This is a genomic window from Stenotrophomonas sp. X (assembly GCF_055721025.1).
In genome coordinates, this window is sequence record NZ_CM146756.1 from 601,184 (window position 1) to 624,142 (window position 22,959).

Consider the following 22,959-nt stretch of genomic DNA (forward strand, 5'->3'; position numbering starts at 1 on the left):
TGGTTATTGCTGAAGGAGGTGGGAAATTTCGTCGGTGCGCGCCTGCATCAGCGCAGCATCACCGCGGGCTTCGACATTCAGGCGCAGCAGCGGTTCGGTGTTGGAACTGCGCAGGTTGAAGCGCCAGTCGCCGAAATCGGCGCTGATGCCATCGGTGTAGTCCAGCGCGGGCGCCTGCGCGGCGAAGTGCTCCATCACCCGTGCCACGGCGGCCTTGGCATCTGCCACCTTGAAGTTGATTTCTCCGCTGCACGGATAGGCCGCCATGCGATCTTCGACCCAGTCGGCCAGTGAACGTCCGCTTTCCGAAATCAGCTGGGCGATCAGCAGCCAGGGGATCATCCCGGAGTCTGCATAGGCGAACTCGCGGAAGTAGTGGTGGGCGCTCATCTCGCCGCCATACACCGCATCTTCCGCACGCATCTTCTCCTTGATGAAGGCGTGGCCGCTCTTGCACAGCACCGGCACGCCGCCGGCGGCTTCGACCATTTCCACCGTGTTCCAGACCAGGCGCGGATCGTGTACGACCTTGCCACCGGGCTGGCGGGCGAGAATGGCCTTTGCCAGCAGGCCGACCAGGTAATAGCCTTCGATGAAACGGCCGGTGTGATCGAAGAAGAAACAGCGGTCGAAGTCACCGTCCCAGGCGATGCCAAAGTCGGCACCATGTTCGCGCACGGCCTCGGCGGTGGCGGCGCGGTTCTCCGGCAGCAGCGGGTTGGGGATGCCATTGGGGAAGTTGCCATCGGGTTCATGGCAGATACGGATGAATTCCAGCGGCAGGTGCGGCGCCAGCAGGTCGACGATGGCACCGGCGCCGCCGTTGCCGGCGTTGACCACCAGCTTCAGTGGCTTGAGCTTGCTGGCGTCCACGTAGCCCAGCAGGTGATCAATGTAGGCGCTCTTGTCGTGGCGCGCGGTCTGCGCCGCAACCGGTGGCTGTGCGCTGCCGGCATCGGCGGCCACGGCGTCGGAGATCGCGAACAGGCCGGTATCGGAACTGATTGGCCGTGCGTTTTCCTTGACCAGCTTCATCCCGTTGTAGTCCATGGGGTTGTGGCTGGCAGTCACCATCACGCCGCCCGCGGCGCCCAGGTGGTCGGTCTGGAAGTAGACCTCCTCGGTGCCGCACAGGCCGATGTCGATCACTTCGCGGCCCACGCCACGCAGGCCAGCCGCCAGCGCGTCCTGCAGTGCCGGGCTGGTCAAACGGACATCATGACCCAGGACCACGGGGCCCGGTGCGAGCTGAGTGGCCAGGGCGACGCCGATGCGGCGGGCGAGGTCTTCGTTCAGCTCTTCCGGCACGCGGCCGCGGATGTCATAGGCCTTGAAGGCGGGCAGGGGCATTGATCGGGTCCATTCTGGGCACAGCCGCTGATTGTACCGCCAGCCCCGTATGGGAATCGTTTCCATGCCGCAACGCCACGTGACCGGCCGGTGCGCTGCCCTAGAATGGGCGGATTACACCAACGAGGTGAGGGCGTAGATGAGCAACCCGGCAACGACCGGCGGTAAGCGCGGCAAGCGCTTCGCCAGTGCGGCGGAGGCCCTGCAGGGGGTGGTCGCCGATGGCCAGACCCTGGCCGTGGGCGGCTTTGGCCTGTGTGGCATTCCCGAGGCGCTGATCGCTGCGCTGCGCGACAGCGGCGCCAAGGGCCTGACCGTGATCTCCAACAATGCCGGCGTCGATGGTTTCGGCCTGGGCCAGCTGCTGGAAACGCGGCAGATCAAGAAGATGATTTCGTCCTACGTGGGCGAGAACAAGGAATTCGAACGGCAGTTCCTGGCCGGCGAGCTGGAGCTGGAGTTCAACCCACAGGGCACCCTGGCCGAGCGCCTGCGTGCCGGTGGCGCGGGTATTCCGGCGTTCTTCACTGCCACCGGCTACGGCACGGTGGTGGCCGAGGGCAAGGAAACCCGCGAATTCGACGGCAAGCACTACGTGATGGAGACCGCGTTGCGCGCCGACGTGGCGCTGGTCAAGGCCTGGAAGGCCGACGAGGCTGGCAACCTGGTGTTCCGCAAGACCGCACGCAACTTCAACCCGGCCTGCGCGATGGCCGGCAAGGTCTGCATCGTGGAAGTGGAAGAGGTGGTGCCGGTCGGCGCCATCGACCCGGACCAGGTGCATCTGCCGGGCATCTATGTGCACCGCATCGTGCACAACGCGCATCCCGAGAAGCGAATCGAACAGCGCACCATCCGCGCGGAGGGCAACTGACATGGCGTGGACCCGTGATGAGATGGCCGCACGCGCGGCACGCGAGCTGACCGATGGCGCCTACGTGAACCTGGGCATCGGCCTGCCGACGCTGGTGGCCAACCACATTCCCGAAGGCGTGGACGTGTGGCTGCAGTCGGAAAACGGCCTGCTCGGTATCGGTCCGTTCCCGACCGACGCCGAAGTCGACGCCGACCTGATCAACGCTGGCAAGCAGACCGTCACTGCACGTGCGGGCGCCAGCTACTTCGGCAGCCACGACAGCTTCGCGATGATCCGCGGTGGGCACGTCAACCTGGCCATCCTCGGTGCCATGCAGGTGACCGACAAGGGCGACCTGGCCAACTGGATGGTGCCCGGCAAGATGGTCAAGGGCATGGGCGGTGCGATGGACCTGGTCGCCGGCGTGCAGCGCGTGGTGGTGCTGATGGAGCACACCGCCAAGAACGGCGAGCACAAGATCCTGGCCGAATGCACGCTGCCGTTGACCGGCGTGGGCGTGGTCGACCGCATCATTACCGATCTGGCGGTATTCGACGTGACTGACAAGGGCCTGCTGCTGGTGGAAGCCGCGCCGGGTGTCAGCGATGAAGAGCTGAAGGAAAAGACCGGCGTCGCGTTCCTGCGCGGCTGATGGTGCAAGGGCGGCCCAGGGCCGCCCTGTTTGCTGAGGGATCGCCATGCTGTTCCCCCACGACCTGCCCGATGCCGATGTCCTGCACCTGCCGGGCTGGCTGGCCGCGGCCGACGCCGACCGGCTGATGGAGGCGATGCGGACCGAGGTGCCGTGGGAGGTCCACCGCATCCGCATGTTCGGCAACTGGGTGGACTCGCCACGGCTGAGCTGCTGGATCGGCGACCCGCAGGCCCGCTATCGCTATTCCGGTGCCGAGTTCGTGCCGCACCCATGGCCGCCCGTGCTGCGGGCCGTGCGCGGGCGCCTGGAAGCCGAGGGTCACGGCCACTTCAACAGCGTGCTGCTGAACCGCTACCGTGGTGGCGGTGATTACATGGGCTGGCACAGTGATGACGAGCCGGAGCTGGGGCCCGCCCCGGTGATCGCTTCGCTGAGCCTGGGCGCTACACGCCGTTTCCTGCTGCGCCGCCGCGATGATCCGGCGCGCAAGGCTGAATTCGAGCTGGGCCACGGTGACCTGCTGCTGATGGCCGGGCAGACCCAGCGCTTCTACCAGCACGCGCTGCCGAAGATGGCACGGGTGCAGGGCGAGCGGATCAACCTGACGTTCCGGTGGATCCAGCTCGGCTGATCCTGGGCCGACGTGTCAGGCGCGCAACAGATCGATGCCGGCAGACAGCACGCCACGGCCGAAGTGGCCATAGTTGCCGCGCAGCAGTTCGCCCACTACCGCCGGGATGCGCTGCAGGCGCGAACTCGGCAGGCTGGCGCGCACGTCGACATGACGTCGCTTGCGTTCGACCCAGGCCAGCTGGGCAGCAGGAAGGCCACGCGCCTGCGCGCGCTCCAGCAGCTGGCTGCATTCCACACGCTCGCTTTCCAACTGGCGCTTGCGTCGTACCCCGCGTGGCGTGGCATCGTTGCCACCAAGGCCCAACTGATTGTTGCTGTGCAAGCGGTAATCAATGAGTGTCTCGGAAAGGCTGTCGATCTCCCCGCGCATGGCAGCCAGTGTGCCGATCCAGGCGTCGTGCACCCAGTCCGATGCCGGCAGCGGAAGTGCATCGGCCAGGACCGACCGGTGCAATGCCATCGCAGCACCGGTCATCAGCTTGCGCTTGAGCATCAATCGGAACCCGCCGCCGGCATGCATTCGTGCCCGTTGCGCAGCTCCGTAGTGCAGTGCGCTGAACAGGGTCTGCGGCATGGGCTGACCTGCATCATCGATCAAACGTGCGTCGCAGTGCAGGACGCGCAATCCAGGGCGCGCATCGAACTCGGCACAGAACCGTGCGACCTTGTCGGGATGCCAGACATCATCCTGATCGCACAGGAAAATGAGCGTGCCGGTGCAGGCGCGCAGTGCGCCATCGAAATTGCGCCGATAGCCCATGTTCTGTGGATTGACCTGCAGGTCAACCGAGATGCCCGCAGCCTCGGCGCGCGGCACGAAGGCCCGCAGCAGCGCCAACGTACCATCGGAGGACACGTCGTCTCGGATCACGATCTGGTCCGGTCGGCGTGTCTGTGCCAGCAGGCTGTCGAGCTGTTCCTGCAGGAAGCGCTCACCGTTATACGTGCAGACGGCGATGGAAACGGATGCGGGCATCAGCGGGGGAATGGGCCGTGGCGTCTGATTATCGCATGGCCTTGCTTGGGTGCCGCCGGGCATGGCCCGGCGCTACCAGGATCGCGCGACGGTAGCGCCGGGCCATGCCCGGCGAGCGCAGTGGCTGCGATTCAACGCTTCGGCGTCGCCGTGTCGTTCTGCCCGCTCTGCAGTGTCCAGCCCACCACGTCCTGCGCCAGCTGCTGCAGGCCACGCTCGAAGGCTGCGGTCACCGCCGGTACGTCGGTGCTGCCGACCGGCTGCGCCTGGCGGAAGGTGCGGTCAGCCACCACGCGCTGGTCGGCGACGTGGATCAGCTTGGCGTTGACCTCGATCACCACGGTCGGCGTGGCTTGTCCCTGGTAATCCGATTCGAAGCGGCGCACGTCGGTGGACAGCTTGTAGTCGGCGCGGATGCCGGCAGTGCTGCGGGCCACGCCGCGGATGCGGCCGGAATCCTCGAAGCCACGCAGCAGGGTGTCCTCGATCATGTCGGTGGCCGGCTGCGCCCAGCTGGCCCCCTTGTAGATCTCAAGCTGGGACGGTGTCGGGCGCACATTGATGCGCGGGCTGTCGACCATGCGCGCGGCGCTGGGCTTGGCCAGCACCAGCTGCCAGCTGGCCTGCGGCCACGCCGGGTCCGCCTTGACCTGCACGGACGGCGAGTACAGCGTCACCGCGGTTTTCTCGCTGCTGCCGAGGATGGAGCAGCCGCCCAGCAGGGTGACCAGCGAAGCGGCCAGCAGCAGGCGCGGAAGGGTGGTCGGGCTCATTTGGGTTCGAACTCCTTCGGTGCGTCGCGGCCCAGCAGGTAGCGCGCGGGGTTGTTCTCGAGGCGGTCGCTGACCCGGCGCAGGTCGCGGATCAGGCCGCGCAGTTCGGTCAGCGTCGGGCCCAGCTGGCCAAGGCCATCGTTGGCAAAGCTGTTGATCGCGGCGCGGTTCTCGCCAAGGATCGAATCGGCGTTGCCGGCGGCCGAATCGAGCTTGGCCAGGGTCGTGTCGAGCTTGTCGATGATGCCGGGCAGCTGCTGCACCAGGTTCCTGTCCAGGCGCTCGATGGTGCCGTTGGTGGTCTTCAGTGTGGTGTCCAGGCTGCGCGCGGCATCGCGCGCGCTGAGCAGCAACGCCTGCGTGCCCTGGTCACGGTCGGCCAGGCCACCGCTGATCGTCTCCAGGTTGGCCAGCGTCGCGTTGATCGAGGCCACGTTGCGGTCGCTGAGGATCTGGTCCATGCGCTCGACGATGCGGTTGGCAACGTCGGTGATGTTCTGCAGCGCCGAGGGCGTGGTCGGGATGATCGGTGCCGGATCCTTGTTGACCGTGGTCAGCGCCGGCGACTGCGGCGTGCCACCGCTGAGCTGGATGATCGACGGGCCGGTCAGGCTGGTGATCGCCAGCTTGGCGCGGGTATCGGTCTTGACCGGCGTGTTGGAGTTCAGGCGGATGCGCGCGACCACCTGGCGCGGGTCGTCCGGCACCAGGTTCAGCTCGGTGATCGAACCGACCGCGATGCCGTTGTACTGCACCGGGCTGCCCACCGACAGGCCGGTCACCGCTTCGCGGAACACCACGCGGTATTCCTGCCACGTGCGGTCGGAGGAGTACTTGGCGGCCCACAGGCCGAAGGCCAGCAGGGCCAGGCCGGTGATCAGGGTGAACGCGCCGATCAGCACGTAGTTGGCTTTGGTTTCCATGGCTCAGGCACTCTCGATCTGTTCGCCACGCGCGGCGCGCGCGCGGGGTCCGTGGAAGTATTCCTGGATCCACGGATGATCCAGTTTCTCGATTTCCGGGAGGGGCGCGTTGGCCACCACCTTGCGGTCTGCCAGCACGGCGACGCGGTCGCAGATGGCGTACAGGGTGTCCAGGTCGTGGGTGATCAGGAACACGGTCAGCCCCAGCGCTTCCTGCAGCGTCTTGATCAGGCGGTCGAACGCGGCCGCGCCGATCGGGTCGAGGCCGGCGGTGGGTTCGTCCAGGAACAGCAACGGCGGATCCAGCGCCAGCGCCCGGGCCAGGCCGGCGCGCTTTCGCATGCCGCCGGAGAGCTGCGAAGGCAGCTTGTTGATCGCGTCGGCGGGCAGGCCGGCCAGTTTCACTTTCAGCAGCGCCAGTTCGTAGTGCCAGCGCTCGGGCAGTTCGCGGTGGTGTTCCTTCAACGGCACCTGGACGTTCTCACCCACGGTCAGCGACGAGAACAGGGCACCGTCCTGGAACAGCACACCGGTATTGCGTTCGATGTGCAGGCGGCTCTCGGCGTCGTCGGCACGCGCATCGCGGCCGAGGACTTCGATCTGCCCAGCATCCGGCACACGCAGGCCGAGGATCGAGCGCATCAGCACCGACTTGCCGGTGCCGGAGCCGCCGACCACGCCCAGGATCTCGCCGCGGCGTACGTCCAGATCCAGGTCTTCGTGCACGGTCTGGCTGCCGAACCGGTTGACCAGGCCACGCACGCGGATGGCCAGTTCGTGGCCCTGGTCGTCGCGCATGTCGATGGACTCGGGGAGGGCGGATGTGCTCATGTCACCAGTCCATGTGCATGAACCACAACGCCGCGAAGGCGTCGATGATGATCACCAGCGAGATCGTCTGCACCACGCTGGAGGTGGTGCGCTCGCCGACCGACTGCGCGGTGCCCTCGACCTTCAGGCCCTCCAGGCAGCCGATCAGGCCGATCACCAGGGCGAATACCGGCGCCTTCGACAGGCCCACCAGCAGGTGCCGCACTTCCATCGTCTCGTGCATGCGCGCGATGTACATCTGCGGCGGGATGTCGAGGTCGAACGCACCGACGGTGATGCCGCCGGCCAGGCCGGCGATCATCGCGATGAAGGTCAGCAAGGGCAGGGTGACCAGCAGCGCCAGCAAGCGTGGCAGCACCAGCAGGTCGACCGGGTCCAGGCCCAGCGTGCGCATCGCATCGATCTCCTCGCGTGCCTTCATCGCACCGATCTGCGCGGTGAACGCGCTGGCGGTGCGGCCGGCCAGCACGATCGCGGTCAGCAGCACGGCGAACTCGCGCAGGAAGGCGATGTTGACCAGCTCGACCACGTAGATCTCGGCGCCGAAGTCGCGCAGGATGGTCGAGCCGAGGAAGGCGATCACCGCACCGACCAGGTACGACAGCAGCGCCACCAGTGGCACCGCATCCAGGCCCACCTGTTCCATCTGGTGCACGGTGGCGGTGAGCCGGAACCGGCGCGGCTCCTTCACCAGGCGTGCGGCCTTGACCAGGTTCTCGCCGAGGAAGCTGCACAGCGCCTTGATATTGTGGCCGGTGGCATGGACGCTGACACCCAGCCGTTCCAGCGCGGCCAGCACACCGAAGTCGCGCTTGGGCTTGGGCCGGTCATCGGCCACTTCCTCGATGGTGCATACGAGCGCCTGGTGGTCCGCGCGGAACTGCAGTGCGTCTTCGTGGAGGTCGGCACGATGGGCCACGCGCAGTACCTGCAGCACACCGGCCGAATCGAGCTGCTCGATGCCGGTGGCATCGATGCCGGTCAGCTTTTCGGGAACGCCATGCAGGACCTCGGCCGCGGCCAGCGCGGTCTTCAAGGTCCAGGTGCCGGACAGGCGGATCAGGCCCGGGTCGTGGGCATCCTGTTCGAGCTGGGGGGCGAGGTTCGGGGTGACGTGGGCCATTCGGGTCGCAGCATAACCGTTCTGTATCGGGCTTCGCGTCGAACTTGGATGAATTTCTCCGGCGGGCCCCAGCGTAGGTAATACTACGGCGCATGTCCGCAGATGCTCACACGATCCCCACGCCCCAGGCCACCTACGCACAGCGCGTGGCCTTCGTTTCCGAGATCGCCGGACGCCTGCACAGCTATGGCACCACGGCCCAGCGCCTGGAAACGGCGGTGGTTGCCCTCGCCCGCCAGCTCGATCTGGATTGTGAACCGTGGTCGAATCCCACCGGTATCATCCTCAGCTTCAGCGACCCGGCCCAGGCGATCGGCTCCAGCGACATCACCCGCGTGATCCGCCTGGCACCGGGTGAGAACGACCTGCACAAGCTCAGCGTCGCCGACCACATCGCCGAAGAAGTGTCCAACGGGCGGATGAGCATCGCCCAGGGCCACACTGCGCTGCGCCAGCTGGACAAGGATCCGGGCCGGCGCGGCAAGCTGCGCACCATCCTGTCGTTCACCCTCGGCGCGGCGGGCGTGGCCGGCATGTGGAAGCTGCCGTGGCTGGACATCGCCACTGCCGGTGTCATCGGCCTGATGATCGGCCTGCTCGGCATGGTCACCGATCGCCGCCCGGCCACCCGCGAAGCCGCCGAGGCACTGGCCGCGCTGCTGGCCGGCATGGTCGCCACCCTGGTCGCGTCGTTCATTGGTGCGCTCAACCTCAATACGGTGATCATCGCCTCGCTGGTGGTGCTGCTGCCCGGCATGTCGCTGACCAATGCGGTCAATGAGCTGGCCAGCCAACACTGGGTATCGGGTACCGCGCGCTTTGCCGGCGCGCTGACCACCATCATGAAGCTCAGCGTCGGCGCGATGATCGCGGTGACCCTGGCCGATGTGCTTGGCCTGGATCCGGTGATCCGGGCCGCGCGGCCGCAGGGGCCTTGGGTGGAATGGGGCTCGCTGCTGACCGCCGCATTTGCCTTCGCGATGCTGTTCAAGGCCAATCGCCGCGATTATCCGTGGGTGATTGCCGCCTCGGTGGCCGGTTATGCGATCTCCAAGTTCGGCGGCCACGCCTGGGGCGCACCGGCCGGTATCTTCCTGTCGGCCATGCTGCTGACCGCCGGTGGCAACCTGTTCGGACGCCTGGTCGGGCGTCCGGGCGCGATCATCCGCCTGCCGGGCATCATCATGATGGTGCCCGGCAGCACCAGCCTGCGTGGCGTGCTGACCCTGGTCCAGCAGCAGGACGTGGGCGCCGGCCAGAGCGTGTTCCTCACCGTTCTGAACGTGGTGATGGCGCTGGTGGCGGGCCTGCTGTTCGGCAACCTGCTGATGCCGGCGCGCAAGACCCTGTAGAGCCGAGCCCATGCTCGGCTTTGCATATGGACAGCCGAGCGTGGGCTCGGCTCTACAAACAGGAAACGCCGGCTTTCGCCGGCGTTTTTCATTGCATCCCGATCCGGCCTCAGGCCTTCTTGATCAGGAAATCTTCCGGCTTCTTGTTGCCCTTGGCGGTCAGTTCAGCCATCCAGCGCGGCTGCTTGCCACGGCCGGTCCAGGTTTCCTTGGGGTTGGCCGGGTTGCGGTACTTCGGGGCAACCTTGCCCAGCTTGCGGCCGGCGGTCTTCGACGGTGCCTTGGCGACCTTGGCCACCTTGCGCGCGCGCGGGGCCGGGGCGTCGCCGAACAGTTCCTCGATGGTGTAGCCCTCGGTCTTGGCCAGCTTGGTCAGCTGGGCGCGCACCTTGGTGATCGGCCGGCGCTTGGCGACGATGGTCTGCTGCTTCTTCGCGGTACGGATCAGGGCGCCCAGCTCGCGTGCTGACAGGCCGGTCAGGTCAATGCTCATTTACGGTTACTCCGGAAACTAATGTGTGGACGGGACAAGCCAGTCCATGGCGTCGGCGGACAGAATAGAGATGAATTAATCACAGCACAAATGCAGGCAGGACATGCCGTGGCGGCATATCAGCACCGTGGCGGCGATTTTGACCGGATTATGTCCGCTGCAATATCGGCGAAGGCCGCGGGCAGAAAAAAAAGACCGGGGCAGGCCCCGGTCTTTCCACGTCAGCCCTGCAGTCGCTGCAGCAGCGTGGCCTTGTCCAGGCTCTCCGCCTCGCTGGCGCGGCGCGCGCGGTACTCGTAGGTGCCGGCGGCCAGGCCGCGTTCGCTGACCACCACGCGGTGCGGGATGCCGATCAGTTCCATGTCGGCGAACATCGCGCCCGGGCGCAGGCCGCGATCGTCGAGCGCGGCGTCCAGGCCGGCGTCGCGCAGCTCCTGCAGCAGGTTGGCTGCAGCGTCGGCCACGGCGGCATCGCCCTTCGGGTTGATCACGCACACCACGACCTGCCACGGCGCCATCGCGTCCGGCCAGATGATGCCGGCATCGTCATGGTTCTGTTCGATCGCGGCAGCCACCACGCGCGAGATACCGATACCGTAGCAGCCCATCGCCATCACCGCCGCCTTGCCGTTTTCATCCAGCACGGTCGCATCCAGCGCTTCGGCGTACTTGCGGCCGAGCTGGAACACGTGGCCGACTTCGATGCCACGGGCGATCTTCAGTTCACCGCCGTCCACAGCACGATCACCGGCACGCACGTTGCGGATGTCGGCCACTTCCGGTTCCGGCAGGTCGCGACCCCAGTTGACGCCGGCCAGGTGGAAACCGGCCTCGTTGGCGCCGACGACGAAGTCGGCCATTGCCGCCACTTCGCGATCGGCGACCACGCGGATGGCCTTGGCCGGCGCGACCGGGCCGAGGAAGCCTGGCACGCTGCCCAGGTGCTCGGCGATTTCCCCCTCGCTGGCGAAGCGCTGCTCGTCCAGCCCGGCCACCTTGGCCAGCTTGATCTCGTTGACCTCATGGTCGCCACGCACCAGCACCAGCACGAACTGCTGTGCCTCGCCTTCGCCGGCGATCAGTGCCACCGACTTCACCGTGCGCTGCAGGTCGATGCCGAGCAGGGCCGCGACGTCCTCGCAGGTCTTCTGGGTGGGGGTATCCACCTTGCGCATTGTTTCGGTGGCGGCCGCACGCGGTGCCGGATCGGCGGCGATCGCCGCCTCCATGTTGGCCGCGTAGTCCGAACCGGTGGAGAACACCAGTGCGTCTTCGCCGGAATCGGCGATCACGTGGAACTCCTGCGAAGCATCGCCACCGATCGCGCCGGAGTCCGCCTGCACCATGCGGAAATCCAGGCCGAGGCGGGTGAAGATGCGGCTGTAGGCCGACTTCATGTTCTCGTACTCGCGCACCAGGCACTCATCGTGCAGGTGGAACGAATAGGCGTCCTTCATCAGGAATTCGCGTGAGCGCATCACGCCGAAGCGCGGGCGGATCTCGTCGCGGAACTTGGTCTGAATCTGGTAGAAGTTCACCGGCAATTGCTTGTAGCTGGACAGCTCGCTGCGCGCGAAGTCGCAGGCGGCTTCTTCGGCGGTCGGGCTGTAGCAGAACACCTGGTCCTTGCGGTCCTTGATCTTCAGCAGCTGCGGGCCGAACTTCTGCCAGCGGCCGGTCTGCTCCCACAGTTCCTTCGGCTGGATGGTCGGGATCTGGAATTCCACCGCGCCGGCCCGGTCCATTTCCTCGCGAACAATGCGCTCGACCTTGCGCAGCACGCGCAGGCCCAGCGGCGACCAGGTGTACAGGCCCGATGCCAGCTTGCGGATCATGCCCGCGCGCAGCATCAGCCGATGGCTGGTCAGCTCGGCGTCGCTGGGGGTTTCCTTGGTGGTGTGCAGGTGGAACTGGGAGAGGCGCATCGTCGGCTTCGGATAACGGCAGAGACGCCTATTCTGCCAGCCCGGCCGGGGGGAGGGGTATCGGCAGGGCTGCGCCCTGCACCCGCCGTAGTGCCGGCCGCTGGCCGGCAACCTCAGAAGCAACAGCCGAAGCAACAGCGGGTTTCCCGTGGGATGGCGGGGTGGGTCCGGTTGCGGGGGACGCCGTGAATCCGTCCATGGATGCTCGGTCGCGCCATCCATGGCGCTCACGCCCCCGCAACCGGACCCGCCCCGCCTTCGACAGTCTCCTGCGAGCTGTCGGAATGGCTCCTGGGATCAGATCCGTTTTCCGCAGGAAAACGGATCTGACCCCGGATTCAATTCGAGATCCGACAGATTTCATCCACGCATGGCGTGGATCTACCACCGTCACCAGGAACCTGTCGGGGGTGGGGCGGTGTCGGATTGCGGGGTGTCAGCCGCATGGATGCGGCTGCCAAGCCTACATGGACGTACTTGCGGCGTCCCCGCAATCCGACACCGCCCCGCCATTCCACGGAATGCCCGCTTTTGACGTTGCCGTTGCTTGCAGCCTCTGCAGGTGCAGGGCGCAGCCCTGCCGATACCCTTAACCGGCCGGTGGGCAGTACGCCTTGATGGCGGCCTCCGCCAATCCCCTCTGCGCGGTGTGCTGCTCCGGGGTCAACGGGGTATCGGCCTTGCCATCACCGTCGGTGTCCTGCATCACCTGGCCACCGCCGTCCAGCAAGGCCAGGTTGGCCCGGGCCGTGCTGCACTGCTCGGGAACCGGCGCGGCCGGGGTCTCGGTGCTGGCCGCGGCCTGCGGGGTGCGGGCCTGCTCGCGGGTCTCGTACTTCTTGCCCGCCGGTGGGGTCTCCGAGTACTGGGTCACGCCATGGGCGTCCTTCCATTTGTACACGGGACCGGCCACGGCGTTGGCACTGGCCAACAGCAGCAGGCATCCAAGGCAGGACAGGGCACGCATGGCAAACTCCACGGAATGGGCGCAGAACGTCGATTGCAGCATTGGCGCCGACCGCTGGCAAGTCGATTAAACTGGATTCCATGGACCCGATCACACCGCCGCCGCGCTCGCGCACGATTTACCTGTTGCCCAACCTGTTCACCACCGCCGGCCTGTTCTCCGGTTTCTACGCGATCATCGCCGCGGCCAACGGGGATTTCGTCAACGCCAGCATCGCCGTGTTCGTCGCGGCGGTGATGGATGGCCTGGACGGGCGCGTGGCACGGCTGACCGGCACCAGCAGTGAATTCGGCGTGCAGTACGACTCGTTGGCCGACCTGGTCAGCTTCGGCATGGCCCCGGCGCTGGTGATGTACCACTGGTCGCTGTCGTGGCTGAAGTTCGACGATCCGCTGCTCGGTCGCGTCGGCTGGGCTGTGGCCTTCCTGTATGCGGCCTGCGCGGCACTGCGCCTGGCCCGCTTCAATACGCAGGTGGCGGTGGTCGACAAGCGCTGGTTCGTCGGCCTGGCCAGCCCGGCCGCAGCGGGCCTGATGATGTCCTTCGTCTGGGCGTTTGCCGACGGCAACCTGGGCTGGGATGGCAACCAGCTGCGTTACGTGGCGCTGGCGGTGACGATCATCGCGGCGCTGCTGATGGTCAGCCGTATCCGTTTCTGGAGCTTCAAGGGCGGTGATGCCAAGGGCACCCGTTCGGATCGCGTGCCGTTCCTGGTGCTGGCACTGGTGCCGGTGGCGATCGCGATTGCGGTCATCGACCTGCCGCGCGTGCTGTTCGCGGTCGGCATCCTGTACGCCCTGTCCGGCCCGGTGATGTGGGCCGTGCAGCGCCTGCGCAAGAAGCCCGAGGCCGCGTGAGCCAGGACCTGCCCGTGCTGTGGTCACCGGCCCAGCAGGCCTGGCTGCAGGCCATGGGTTACACCGTCTATCACGATGGCCAGCTGGCCGCCGGGCTGGATGCCGCATTGCAGTTGAGCGTGGCCGAAGCCGAGGCCAGTGTTGCCCCGCCGGAGCCGGTGCGGGCCGCTGTGCCGCCGCGCGACGCCCACGCCGCGCCCGCGACCGCAGTGCGCACGGAACGCCCGGCACCGCCGCGCCGCGAAACGCCGGTCAGTGCCCCGGATACTGCGCCGGCAGCTGAGCGCCCGCTGCCCAGCGGCAACGCACGCCAGCCGGTGGTACGCCTGCCCGATCGCCTGCAGATCGCACTGCTGCGCGCCTCCGGCTGCAACCCGAACGACCCGGCGACGCAGGTGCTGATGGACAGCTGGCCGCTGGACCAGCTGCGCCGTGACCCGGCCGCCAAGCGTGCGCTGTGGCCGCAGCTGCGTGCCCTGCGCAAGCGGGGTGCGCGGTGAGCGCGGTGACCCGGCCCGGTCCGGTCAGCCTGCGTGCGCTGCGCGAGAGCGACCTCAATGCCGTGATGGCGATCGAGCTGCGGGGCTATCCTTTTCCCTGGACCCGCGGCATCTTCATCGACTGCCTGCGCGCCGGCTATCCCGGCCTGGCGATGGAGCGCGATGGCCTGCTGGTCGGCTATGGCGTGCTCAGCATCGCCGCAGATGAAGCGCACGTGCTCAACATCTGCATCGACCCGCTGGCACAGTCGCGCGGGCTGGGCCGCCAGCTGCTGCGCGCGCTGGTGCGGCTGGCCGCCGACCGTGGTGCCCAGCGCGTCTTCCTGGAGGTGCGTCCGTCCAATACGCCGGCGCTGGCGCTGTATCACAGCGAAGGCTTCAACGAGATCGGCCGCCGCCCGCGCTACTACCCGGCCGCACAGGGCCGCGAGGACGCGGTGGTGATGGCGATCGAGCTGGTCGACGGCGACCTGCAGGTGATGCCGCCGCTGTAACGCAGACGGGTTGCCGGCCAGCGGCCGGCACTACCGATCCGCCGCTCACGCCAGCCGCAACGCCAGCACGCCACCGACGATGAGCGATGCCGCCAGCCAGCGCGCGCGTGGTATCCGTTCGCGCAGCAGGAACACCGAAATCAGCAGCGCGAACAGGATCGAGGATTCGCGCAGCGCCGAAATCATCGCCACCGGCGCCTGGGTCATGGCCCACAACGCCATCGCATAGGAGGCGGTGGTGCCGACGCCACCGGCCAGTCCCAGCGGCCAATGCCGCCGGGCATAGTCCAGCACCGCGCCGCCGCGCGTGTACAACGCCCACAGCGGCAGCGGAATGCCCGACAGCAGGAACAACCACAACGTGTAGCTGAGCGCGCTGCCGGACTGGCGCGCACCCTGCGCATCGACCAGCGTGTAGGTGGCGATCATCGCTGCGGTCAGCAGCGGCAGGCGCAGTTGGCCGCCACGCGCACCCACTGCCATGCACAGGATGCCGGTGCTCACCAGTACCACGCCCAGCCACGCTGCAGCGGGCAATGGTTCACCGAGCAGGGTGCCCGCCAGTGCGACCAGGATCGGCGCGCTGCCACGCATCAGCGGGTAGGCCAGGCTCATGTCGACCTGCTGGTAACAGCGTGCGACCAGCCCGTAATAGGTCACCTGCAACAGCACCGATGCGCCCAGCCAGGGCCAGCTGTGCGCGGCGGGAAAAGGCAGGAAGGGCAGGGCGGCGGCCGACAGCAGCGCGGCGCTGCCGGTGACCAGCACGGTGCCGAGGAACTTGTCCGGCCCGCGCTTGACGATCGCATTCCAGCTGGCATGCAGTGCCGCAGCGGCGAGAACCAGCAGGAAGATCGAAAGAGGCATCCGGCGATGATGCCATGCGGGGGAAATGGAAACGCTGGGCATCGCCCGGCGTTTCCCATTCCGCTTGGGTGGGTGCCAACCTCTCCCGCCGTGGTAGGTGCCAACCTTGGTTGGCACGCACCAGAGCGCGGCGTTACAGCTTCGCGCGCTGTTCGCGCAGGCCGGCCAGCTGGGTGTTCCAGTCGGCCAGGCGCACGCGCTCCTGCTCGACCACGGCCGGCGGCACCTTGTCGGTGAACCTGGCCAGCTTGGTCTCGCTCTTTTCCTTTTCGGCTTCGACGCGGGCGATTTCCTTGTCCAGGCGCACCCGCTCGGCATCAAGATCGACCAGGCCTTCCAGCGGCACCAGCAGCTTCAGCTCGCCCACGATCGCGGCGGCTGCCGGCGGTGCGCTTTCGCCTTCGGCCAGCCACTGGATGCTGTCCAGCTTCAGCAGGAACGACAGCGAAGCGCTGAAGCGTTCGATACGCACGCGGTCCTGTTCCAGGCCGGCCTGCAGGCGCAGCGGCACCAGCTTGGACGGCGCGACGTTCAGCTCACTGCGCACGCGACGCACCGCGCTGATCACCGCCTTCAGCCATTCCACGTCGGCCTCGGCCTGTGCGAAATCGCCGGCGAATTCGGCGGCGGTCGGGTAGGGGCGCAGCGACAGCGTGGTTTCGGCCAGGCCCAGGCGCGGGGCCAGCTGCTGCCACAGCTGTTCGGTGATGAACGGCGTAAGCGGGTGCAGCAGGCGCAGCAGTGCTTCCAGCACGTACAGCAGGGTGTGACGGGTGCTTTCGGCATCGGCGGCGTCGGCGCCGTTCAGTGCCGGCTTGCTCAGTTCCAGGAACCAGTCGCAGAACGCGTTCCAGGCGAACTCGTACAGGCACTGTGCCAGCAGGTCGAAGCGGTAGGCGGCGAAATGACCCTGTGCCTCGGCGGTGGTGGCGGCCAGGCGCGCGAGGATCCAGCGCTCGGCATCGGTGCGCGGCTTGGGCACGCCGGTGAACGCAGCGCCTTCGGTGTTCATCAGGGTGAAGCGGCTGGCGTTCCACAGCTTGTTGCAGAAGTTCTTGTAGCCCTCGGCGCGGTTCATGTCGAACTTGATGTCGCGGCCGTGGGTGGCCAGCGCAGCGATGGTGAAGCGCAGCGCATCGGCACCGTGGGCAGCAATGCCGTCCGGGAATTCCTTGCGGGTGGCCTTCTCGATCTTCTCGACCATCTTCGGCTGCATCAGGCCGCCGGTGCGCTTGGCAACCAGATCGTCGATCGTGATGCCGTCGATGATGTCCAGCGGGTCGAGCACGTTGCCCTTGCTCTTGGACATCTTCTGGCCCTGGCCGTCGCGGATCAGGCCGGTGAAGTAGACATCCTTGAACGGGATCTTCCCGACCAGGTTGTCGGTGGCCATGATCATGCGCGCCACCCAGAAGAAGATGATGTCGAAGCCGGTGATCAGCACCGACGACGGCAGGTAGCGGTCGAAGCCGCGCTCTGCCATGGCCTGCTCGTTCGGCCAGCCCAGGGTGGAGAACGGCCACAGCTGCGAGGAGAACCAGGTCTCCAGCACGTCGCTTTCCTGGTTCAGCACCACGTCGCTGCCCAGGTTGTGCTTGGCGCGCACTTCCTCTTCGCTGCGACCGACGTAGCAGTTGCCGGTGGCGGCATCGAACCACGCCGGGATGCGGTGGCCCCACCACAGCTGGCGGCTGATGCACCAGTCCTGGATGTTGTTCATCCAGTGGCGGTAGGTGTTGATCCAGTTCGGCGGCACGAAGGAAATGCTTCCGTCCTCGACGAGTTCCAGGCCACGCTTGGCCAGGTCGTCCATCTTCACGAACCACTGGTCGGTCAGGTACGGCTCGATCACCTGGCCGGTACGGTCGCCGCGCGGCACCTGCAGCTTGTGCGCCTTGGTCTCGACCAGGATGCCCAGGTCTTCCAGTTCGGCCAGCACGGCCTTGCGCGCTTCATAGCGGTCCAGGCCCTGGAAGCGTTCCGGTGCATTCTCGTTCAGCGCCGCCACCGGGGTGAACAGGTTGATCATCGGCAGGCTGTGGCGCACGCCCACTTCATAGTCATTGAAATCATGCGCCGGGGTGACCTTGACCACGCCGGTGCCGAACGCGCGGTCCACGTAGTCGTCGGCGATCACCGGCACGCGGCGGCCGGTCAGCGGCAGCACCACGCTCTTGCCGATCAGGTGCGCGTAACGCTCGTCTTCCGGGTGCACCATCACCGCGGTATCGCCCAGCAGGGTTTCCGGGCGGGTGGTGGCGACGACCAGGTAGTCGCGGGTTTCGCGCAGGGTTTCCACGCCGTCGGCATCGCGCTCGACATGCTCGTAGCTCAGGCCTTCGTCCAGTGTGTAGGCGATCGACCACAGGAAGCCGTCTTCCTCGGCGCTCTCCACTTCCAGGTCGGAAATGGCGGTCTTCAGCACCGGGTCCCAGTTCACCAGGCGCTGGCCGCGGTAGATCAGGCCCTGCTCGTACCAGCGCACGAAGGCTTCATTGACCGCCGCCGACGGCTGCGGGTCCATGGTGAAGGTGCTGCGCGACCAGTCGGCGGAGGTGCCAAGGCGACGCATCTGGCGTTCGATGGTGTCGCCGGACTGCTGCTTCCACTCCCAGACCTTGCCGATGAAGCCCTCGCGGCCCAGCGAATCGCGGGTCTCGCCCTTGCCTTCCAGCGCCAGGTTGCGGCTGACCACCATTTCGGTGGCGATGCCGGCGTGGTCGGTACCGACCTGCCACAGCGTGTCGTAGCCGCGCATGCGGTGGTAGCGCACCAGCGCGTCCATCAGGGTCTGCTGGAAGGCGTGGCCCATGTGCAGGGTGCCGGTCACGTTCGGCGGCGGCAGCAGGATGGTGTACGGCTCGCCCGTGCCGGACGGCTTGAAGTGGCCGGCCTTCTCCCAGGCCTCGTAGAGGTCGGTCTCGAAGGACGTCGGGTCGTAGCTGGAGGCGAGTTGGGTCATGCGGGGGAACCAGGAGGTAATCGTTGAAGGATCAGGGCGCGGCGGCGGCCCATCAAGGGGGCCGGGGCGCGCTTACATGTCGTGCTTGTTCAGGTCGTAACCGGCGGCCTTGTACTGGCGCCAGCGCTCGCGCAGCGGTTCGCGCGCTTCCGGATCGGCCGGCACCACTTCCAGCACGCGCTCGCACTGGCCCAGCCACGGCTCGTCGCGCAGGTTGATCACCAGCGGACGCGCCGGTGCCTCGGTGCCGGGTACCGCGATCAGTACCAGGGCCTCTTCCTCGTCCATGTCTTCGCCGGCGATCTGGTGCGGGATGTAGGCGTCGTTGTCGAACGCCCACAGCAGCTCGTCCAGCTCCTCGGCCTGGGCCTGGTCGCGGGCCAGCACCAGGGTGAACAACCCGGCGTCGTTGGCCTTGCGCGCCAGCTCGCAGACCAGGCGCAGCGGCTCGGTCAGGAAGCGGGGCTTGGCGATCAGGTAGAAGTCGGCGCGGGGCATGGCAGGGTCCGGGTCAGGCAGGGGCCCGGCAGTGCCGGGCGAGGCCCCGGCCGGCGTCTGCCGGCCAGGGTCGGGTACGGCATCAGGCGCGGGCGACCTGGTCCAGCAGCCACTGGCTCAGCAGGCCGACCGGGCGGCCGGTGGCCATGCCACGCTTGCCTTCATCGCTGGCCACGCCGGCGATGTCCAAGTGGGCCCAGCGCTGGCCTTCGGTGAAGCGCGACAGGAAGCAGCCCGCGGTGATCGCGCCGGCCCAGCGGCCGCCGATGTTGTAGACGTCGGCGAAGGTCGAATCCAGCATCGGCTGGTACTCGTCCCACAGCGGCAGGCGCCAGGCGCGGTCGAACACATGCTCGCCGGCGGCCAGCAGTTCATTGGCCAGGTCGTCGTGCTTGCTCATCAGGCCGGCGGTCTGGTGGCCGAGGGCGACCATGCAGGCACCGGTCAGGGTGGCGACGTCGACCAGCGCGGCCGGCTCGAAGCGCTGTGCGTAGGTCAGCGCGTCGCACAGGATCAGGCGGCCTTCGGCGTCGGTGTTGCCGACTTCGATGGTCTTGCCCGACATCGAGGTGATCACGTCGGACGGACGGTAGGCATTGCCATCGATGGCGTTCTCCACCGCCGGGACCACCACGACGAGGTTCAGCGGCAGCTTGGCCTTGACCGCAGCGACGAAGGTGCCGATGACGTTGGCGCCACCGCACATGTCGTACTTCATTTCCTCGATGCCGCCCTGGGTCTTCAGGTTGACGCCACCGGTATCGAAGGTGATGCCCTTGCCAACCAGCACGTACGGCTTGGCGTCACCGCCATTGTTCCACTTCAGCACGACCAGGCGCGGGCGGTTGGCCGAGCCACGGGCCACGGCCAGCAGCGAGCCCATGCCCAGCGCTTCCATCTGGTGCTCGTCGAGGATCTCGGCTTCGGCACCGTCGTGCTCGCCGGCGAACTTCACGCCCACGTCGGCCAGATAGGCCGGGGTGCAGTAGTTGGGCGGCAGGTTGCCCAGCTCGCGGGCGAACTCGACACCGGCGGCGATGGCCTGGCCCTGAGCCAGCGCCTGCGCGTCGTCACCGGCGATGGCCAGCTGGGTCAGACCGGCGTCGTCGGCCTTCTTCTTGCCCAGGGTGGCGGTGTAGCGGTAGGCGGCGTGATCGGCGGCGATCACCGCCTGACGGATCGCCCAGGCCGCGTCGCGGTCCTTCACCGCCACTTCGGACAGGGTGAACAGTGCGCTGCGGGCAGCACCGGCCTTCAGCGCGCGCACGGCGTCGCCCACGGCCTTCAGATACTGCGGCACGCCGAAACGGGCAGCTTCACCGAGGCCGACCACCAGCACGCGCGGGGCGGTCACGCCCGGCAGGTCGTGCAGCAGGGTGGTTGCGCCGGTCTTGCCGGACAGGTCGCCACGCTCGGCCAGGGCCGCCAGGCGGCCACCGCTTGCGGCATCCAGGGCCTGCGCGGCCGGGGTCAGGGTATGGTCGGCATACGCGCCGACCACCAGGCAATCAACGGTGGCGGCGGCCGGAGCAACGTGGTTCAGGGTGAATTCGAGGGCCATTGAGCAGATTCCATTGGCGAGTCCGTACAATCGCAGGCCGTTTACGCCCAGACAGTAGACTGGGCGGCACCGCGAACGAACCCCAGAGTTTAAACCACCGCCCCATGCTGAAGCTCGACCGATACCTGCTGGGCGATTTCGTCCAGAGTTTCCTGGCTACCCTGATCGTCCTGCTGGTGGTCAGCGTGGGCGGCGTGCTGGTGGACATCCTCGGCAACATCGCCGACGGACGCCTGCCGGCCAAGCTGCTGTTCTCCCAGCTGGGCCTGCAGTTCATCGCCTACCTGCCGCTGATCCTGCCGCTGGCACTGATGCTGGGCCTGCTGCTGGCCGTGGCGCGGCTGTACCGCGACTCGGAAATGGCGGTCATCACCGCCATTGGTGTCGGCCCCAAGCGACTGCTGCGACCGCTGCTGATGCTGGTGGTGCCGGTGGTGCTGGTGGTCGGCGCCTGCTCGCTGTGGCTGGGCCCGTGGGCAGGCCGGGTGGCCGAGCAGATGATCATCGAGGCCAACCGCAGCGTGCTGATGGCCGGCCTGGAGCCGGGCCGGTTCACGCCGCTGCCCAATGGCGGCGTGGTCTACCTGTCCTCGATCTCGCCTGACGGCACCGAGCTGGGCAAGGTGTTCCTGCAGCGGCAGAAGGACGATCGCCTGGAAGTGGTGTCGGCCAACAGTGGCCGCATGTACTTCGAGGGCACCCGCCAGCGTTTCCTGGAGCTGGATGATGGCCACCAGGTGGAAGGCCCGGTGGCCGCTGGGCTGGATTACCGGCTGGCGACCTTCGCCCGCAACGACGTGGCCCTGCCCGATGGCGCACAGACCCGCACCGAGGACGACCCGGAACTGATGCCGACCCTGCAGTTGATCGGTGATGCACGGCCGCAGGCGCAGGCGCAGCTGCATCGCCGGCTGGCACCGCCGCTGATCGCGCTGGCGTTCGCCCTGCTGACCGTGCCGTTGGGCCGCAGCTCGCCGCGCCAGCAGCGCTACGGGCGCATGATGCTGGCCCTGCTGGCCTACATGGTGGGCACCAACCTGACCTTCATCGGCGCCGGCTGGATCGCCGACGGCAGGATTCCCGGCGCGCTGGGCCTGTGGTGGCTGACCCTGCCGCTGCTGGCGTTCGCCATCTGGATGTACGCGCGCGATGGCCGCCTGGCCCGCCCGAAGGGAGGCCGCGCATGAAGCTGCGCCCGATGCGTTTCGATTTCTACCTGGGTCGTGCGGTGTTCACCACCGTGCTGCTCACCTGGGCGGTGCTGACCGGCCTGGACGTGGTGATGGCCTTCTCCGGTGAGTTCAAGGACATCGGCAAGAACGGCTATTCGCTGGGCCATGCTGCGGCGTGGGTGCTGTACACCGTGCCCCGCCGTGCCTACACCTTCTTCCCCACCGCCGCGGTGATCGGCGCGCTGATGGGCCTGGGCCAGCTGGCCGCGACCTCGGAGCTGACCGCGCTGCGCGCGCTGGGCCTGTCGCGCAAGCGCCTGAGCGTGTCGGTGGCGATTGCGCTGTCGCTGCTGACCGCGGTGATGGTGCTCAGCGCCGAGACGCTGGGCCCGTGGGGCCAGGACCGTGCCGATGCGCTGAAATCCAGCGCCAAATGGGGGCGGGATATTGCCACTACCCGTTACTCGGGGCTGTGGGCGCGCGAAGGCGACACCTTCCTCAATGCGCAGAGCGGCGAGGAGCAGCTGGTGGGCGACAAGGGCACGCGGCTGATCCTGCGTGATGTGCGCCTGTACCGGGTCGCCGAAGACGGCAAGATCGCCTCGTTGACCCACGCCGCCACCGCCGAGCACGACAAGGACGGCTGGGTGTTGACCGGCGTGCGCCGCGACACCTTTGGCGAGCGCTCGGCAACCCGTCAGGAAGTGGCACGTGAACCCTGGAACTCGAAGTTGGACCCGGCCGCGCTGGCCACCGGCATCGCCAAGCCGCGCAACCTCAGCGTGTCCGAGCTGAGCACCAGCATTGCCTACCGCGAACGCAACGGGCTGGACGCGCGCGATTTCGAGGATGTGTACTGGAGCCGCTGGTTCTATCCGGTGAACGTGCTGGCCCTGTGCCTGGCGGCGGTGCCGTTCGCGTTCGGATCGCTGCGCAGCGGCGGCATGGGCAAGCGCTTGTTCCTGGGCATCCTGTTCGCATTGGGCTTCTGGCTGCTGCAGCTGTTCTTCGGCCGCATGGCCGGCGCGCTGAAGTTCGATTACCGCATTGCCTACGCGTTGCCGCCGATCGTGATGCTGGCGGTATCCGGACTGCTGTTCCGGCGCAAGTCGGGCTGATTCTGATTGTTGTAGAGCCGAGCCTGTGCTCGGCTGTCACGTACAGTGCGGAAAGCAGCCGAGCACGGGCTCG

The 22,959-nt window shown here is 67.3% G+C and carries 22 protein-coding genes; 9 read left to right on the forward strand and 13 right to left on the reverse strand.

From position 1 onward, the window contains the following. Window positions 1-3: 3 nt before the first annotated feature. Window positions 4-1,350, reverse strand: coding sequence for a phosphohexomutase domain-containing protein (locus ACZ75I_RS02705; RefSeq protein ID WP_180866701.1), 1,347 nt, complete (start codon window positions 1,348-1,350; stop codon window positions 4-6). Between the two features lie 139 nt (window positions 1,351-1,489). On the opposite strand from ACZ75I_RS02705, the gene ACZ75I_RS02710 reads away from it, so the two are divergent. From ACZ75I_RS02710 to ACZ75I_RS02720, 3 genes are read left to right on the forward strand one after another with little or no spacing between them, the layout of a single operon-like run. Next, on the forward strand, window positions 1,490-2,224 hold the full coding sequence (locus ACZ75I_RS02710; RefSeq protein WP_095378653.1) for a CoA transferase subunit A: 735 nt from the start codon (window positions 1,490-1,492) through the stop codon (window positions 2,222-2,224). A gap of 1 nt (window position 2,225) precedes the next feature. Next, on the forward strand, window positions 2,226-2,858 hold the full coding sequence (locus tag ACZ75I_RS02715) for a CoA transferase subunit B (RefSeq protein ID WP_180866699.1): 633 nt from the start codon (window positions 2,226-2,228) through the stop codon (window positions 2,856-2,858). Window positions 2,859-2,904: 46 nt separating this feature from the next. Further along, on the forward strand, window positions 2,905-3,492 hold the full coding sequence (locus tag ACZ75I_RS02720; RefSeq protein WP_180866697.1) for an alpha-ketoglutarate-dependent dioxygenase AlkB family protein: 588 nt from the start codon (window positions 2,905-2,907) through the stop codon (window positions 3,490-3,492). A gap of 15 nt (window positions 3,493-3,507) precedes the next feature. Here ACZ75I_RS02720 and ACZ75I_RS02725 read toward each other — a convergent pair whose 3' ends face one another. From ACZ75I_RS02725 to ACZ75I_RS02745, 5 genes are all read right to left on the reverse strand, one after another. Continuing rightward, window positions 3,508-4,533 carry a glycosyltransferase family 2 protein gene (locus ACZ75I_RS02725; protein WP_180882374.1) on the reverse strand — a complete coding sequence of 342 codons (1,026 nt, stop codon included), beginning with the start codon at window positions 4,531-4,533 and terminating at the stop codon, window positions 3,508-3,510. Between the two features lie 68 nt (window positions 4,534-4,601). Next, on the reverse strand, window positions 4,602-5,243 hold the full coding sequence (locus tag ACZ75I_RS02730; protein WP_180866693.1) for an ABC-type transport auxiliary lipoprotein family protein: 642 nt from the start codon (window positions 5,241-5,243) through the stop codon (window positions 4,602-4,604). Continuing rightward, a complete protein-coding gene (locus ACZ75I_RS02735; RefSeq protein ID WP_005415199.1) occupies window positions 5,240-6,166 on the reverse strand; it encodes an MlaD family protein in 927 nt (308 codons plus the stop codon). Before ACZ75I_RS02735 ends, ACZ75I_RS02730 begins: the two co-directional genes overlap by 4 nt. A gap of 3 nt (window positions 6,167-6,169) precedes the next feature. Next, entirely contained in the window at window positions 6,170-6,997 is an 828-nt protein-coding gene (locus ACZ75I_RS02740) for an ABC transporter ATP-binding protein (protein WP_180866691.1), read from the reverse strand. Between the two features lies 1 nt (window position 6,998). Beyond that, window positions 6,999-8,120: an MlaE family ABC transporter permease gene (locus tag ACZ75I_RS02745; protein WP_180866689.1), complete on the reverse strand. Its 1,122-nt coding sequence runs from the start codon at window positions 8,118-8,120 to the stop codon at window positions 6,999-7,001. Window positions 8,121-8,212: 92 nt separating this feature from the next. Here ACZ75I_RS02745 and ACZ75I_RS02750 point away from each other — a divergent pair, with 92 nt between their 5' ends. Further along, window positions 8,213-9,472, forward strand: a complete 1,260-nt coding sequence (locus ACZ75I_RS02750) for a threonine/serine exporter family protein (RefSeq protein ID WP_046428410.1) — start codon at window positions 8,213-8,215, stop codon at window positions 9,470-9,472. 109 nt (window positions 9,473-9,581) lie between these two features. On the opposite strand, the gene ACZ75I_RS02755 is transcribed toward ACZ75I_RS02750, so the two are convergent. The 3 genes from ACZ75I_RS02755 to ACZ75I_RS02765 form a co-directional block, all read right to left on the reverse strand. After that, entirely contained in the window at window positions 9,582-9,965 is a 384-nt protein-coding gene (locus ACZ75I_RS02755; RefSeq protein ID WP_005415203.1) for an H-NS histone family protein, read from the reverse strand. 221 nt (window positions 9,966-10,186) lie between these two features. Then, complete coding sequence (locus ACZ75I_RS02760; RefSeq protein ID WP_180866687.1) at window positions 10,187-11,890, reverse strand: proline--tRNA ligase; 1,704 nt, start codon at window positions 11,888-11,890, stop codon at window positions 10,187-10,189. A gap of 589 nt (window positions 11,891-12,479) precedes the next feature. Next, a complete protein-coding gene (locus ACZ75I_RS02765; RefSeq protein ID WP_154350210.1) occupies window positions 12,480-12,857 on the reverse strand; it encodes a DUF4124 domain-containing protein in 378 nt (125 codons plus the stop codon). An 80-nt stretch (window positions 12,858-12,937) separates the two neighbouring features. Here ACZ75I_RS02765 and pssA point away from each other — a divergent pair, with 80 nt between their 5' ends. The 3 genes from pssA to rimI are packed head-to-tail and all read left to right on the forward strand — an operon-like array spanning window position 12,938 to window position 14,708. After that, a complete protein-coding gene (gene pssA / locus ACZ75I_RS02770) occupies window positions 12,938-13,714 on the forward strand; it encodes a CDP-diacylglycerol--serine O-phosphatidyltransferase (RefSeq protein ID WP_134972900.1) in 777 nt (258 codons plus the stop codon). Next, a complete protein-coding gene (locus tag ACZ75I_RS02775) occupies window positions 13,711-14,214 on the forward strand; it encodes a hypothetical protein (RefSeq protein WP_180866685.1) in 504 nt (167 codons plus the stop codon). The genes pssA and ACZ75I_RS02775 overlap by 4 nt, the downstream gene beginning before the upstream one ends. Further along, complete coding sequence (rimI, locus tag ACZ75I_RS02780; protein ID WP_069139459.1) at window positions 14,211-14,708, forward strand: ribosomal protein S18-alanine N-acetyltransferase; 498 nt, start codon at window positions 14,211-14,213, stop codon at window positions 14,706-14,708. Before ACZ75I_RS02775 ends, rimI begins: the two co-directional genes overlap by 4 nt. 45 nt (window positions 14,709-14,753) lie before the next feature. Here the strand turns inward: rimI and ACZ75I_RS02785 are convergent, their stop codons facing one another. From ACZ75I_RS02785 to ACZ75I_RS02800, 4 genes are all read right to left on the reverse strand, one after another. Further along, window positions 14,754-15,575: an EamA family transporter gene (locus tag ACZ75I_RS02785; protein WP_134709453.1), complete on the reverse strand. Its 822-nt coding sequence runs from the start codon at window positions 15,573-15,575 to the stop codon at window positions 14,754-14,756. A 133-nt stretch (window positions 15,576-15,708) separates the two neighbouring features. Beyond that, complete coding sequence (locus tag ACZ75I_RS02790; RefSeq protein ID WP_472958671.1) at window positions 15,709-18,537, reverse strand: valine--tRNA ligase; 2,829 nt, start codon at window positions 18,535-18,537, stop codon at window positions 15,709-15,711. A gap of 72 nt (window positions 18,538-18,609) precedes the next feature. Next, on the reverse strand, window positions 18,610-19,035 hold the full coding sequence (locus ACZ75I_RS02795; RefSeq protein ID WP_005415211.1) for a DNA polymerase III subunit chi: 426 nt from the start codon (window positions 19,033-19,035) through the stop codon (window positions 18,610-18,612). Between the two features lie 82 nt (window positions 19,036-19,117). Beyond that, a complete protein-coding gene (locus ACZ75I_RS02800) occupies window positions 19,118-20,596 on the reverse strand; it encodes a leucyl aminopeptidase (RefSeq protein ID WP_180885670.1) in 1,479 nt (492 codons plus the stop codon). Between the two features lie 104 nt (window positions 20,597-20,700). Between ACZ75I_RS02800 and lptF the strand changes: the two genes are divergently transcribed. Both lptF and lptG read left to right on the forward strand, forming a co-directional pair. Beyond that, window positions 20,701-21,783: an LPS export ABC transporter permease LptF gene (lptF, locus tag ACZ75I_RS02805; protein WP_472958672.1), complete on the forward strand. Its 1,083-nt coding sequence runs from the start codon at window positions 20,701-20,703 to the stop codon at window positions 21,781-21,783. After that, window positions 21,780-22,886, forward strand: a complete 1,107-nt coding sequence (gene lptG / locus ACZ75I_RS02810) for an LPS export ABC transporter permease LptG (RefSeq protein ID WP_134972845.1) — start codon at window positions 21,780-21,782, stop codon at window positions 22,884-22,886. Before lptF ends, lptG begins: the two co-directional genes overlap by 4 nt. The last annotated feature ends 73 nt before the right edge of the window (window positions 22,887-22,959 follow it).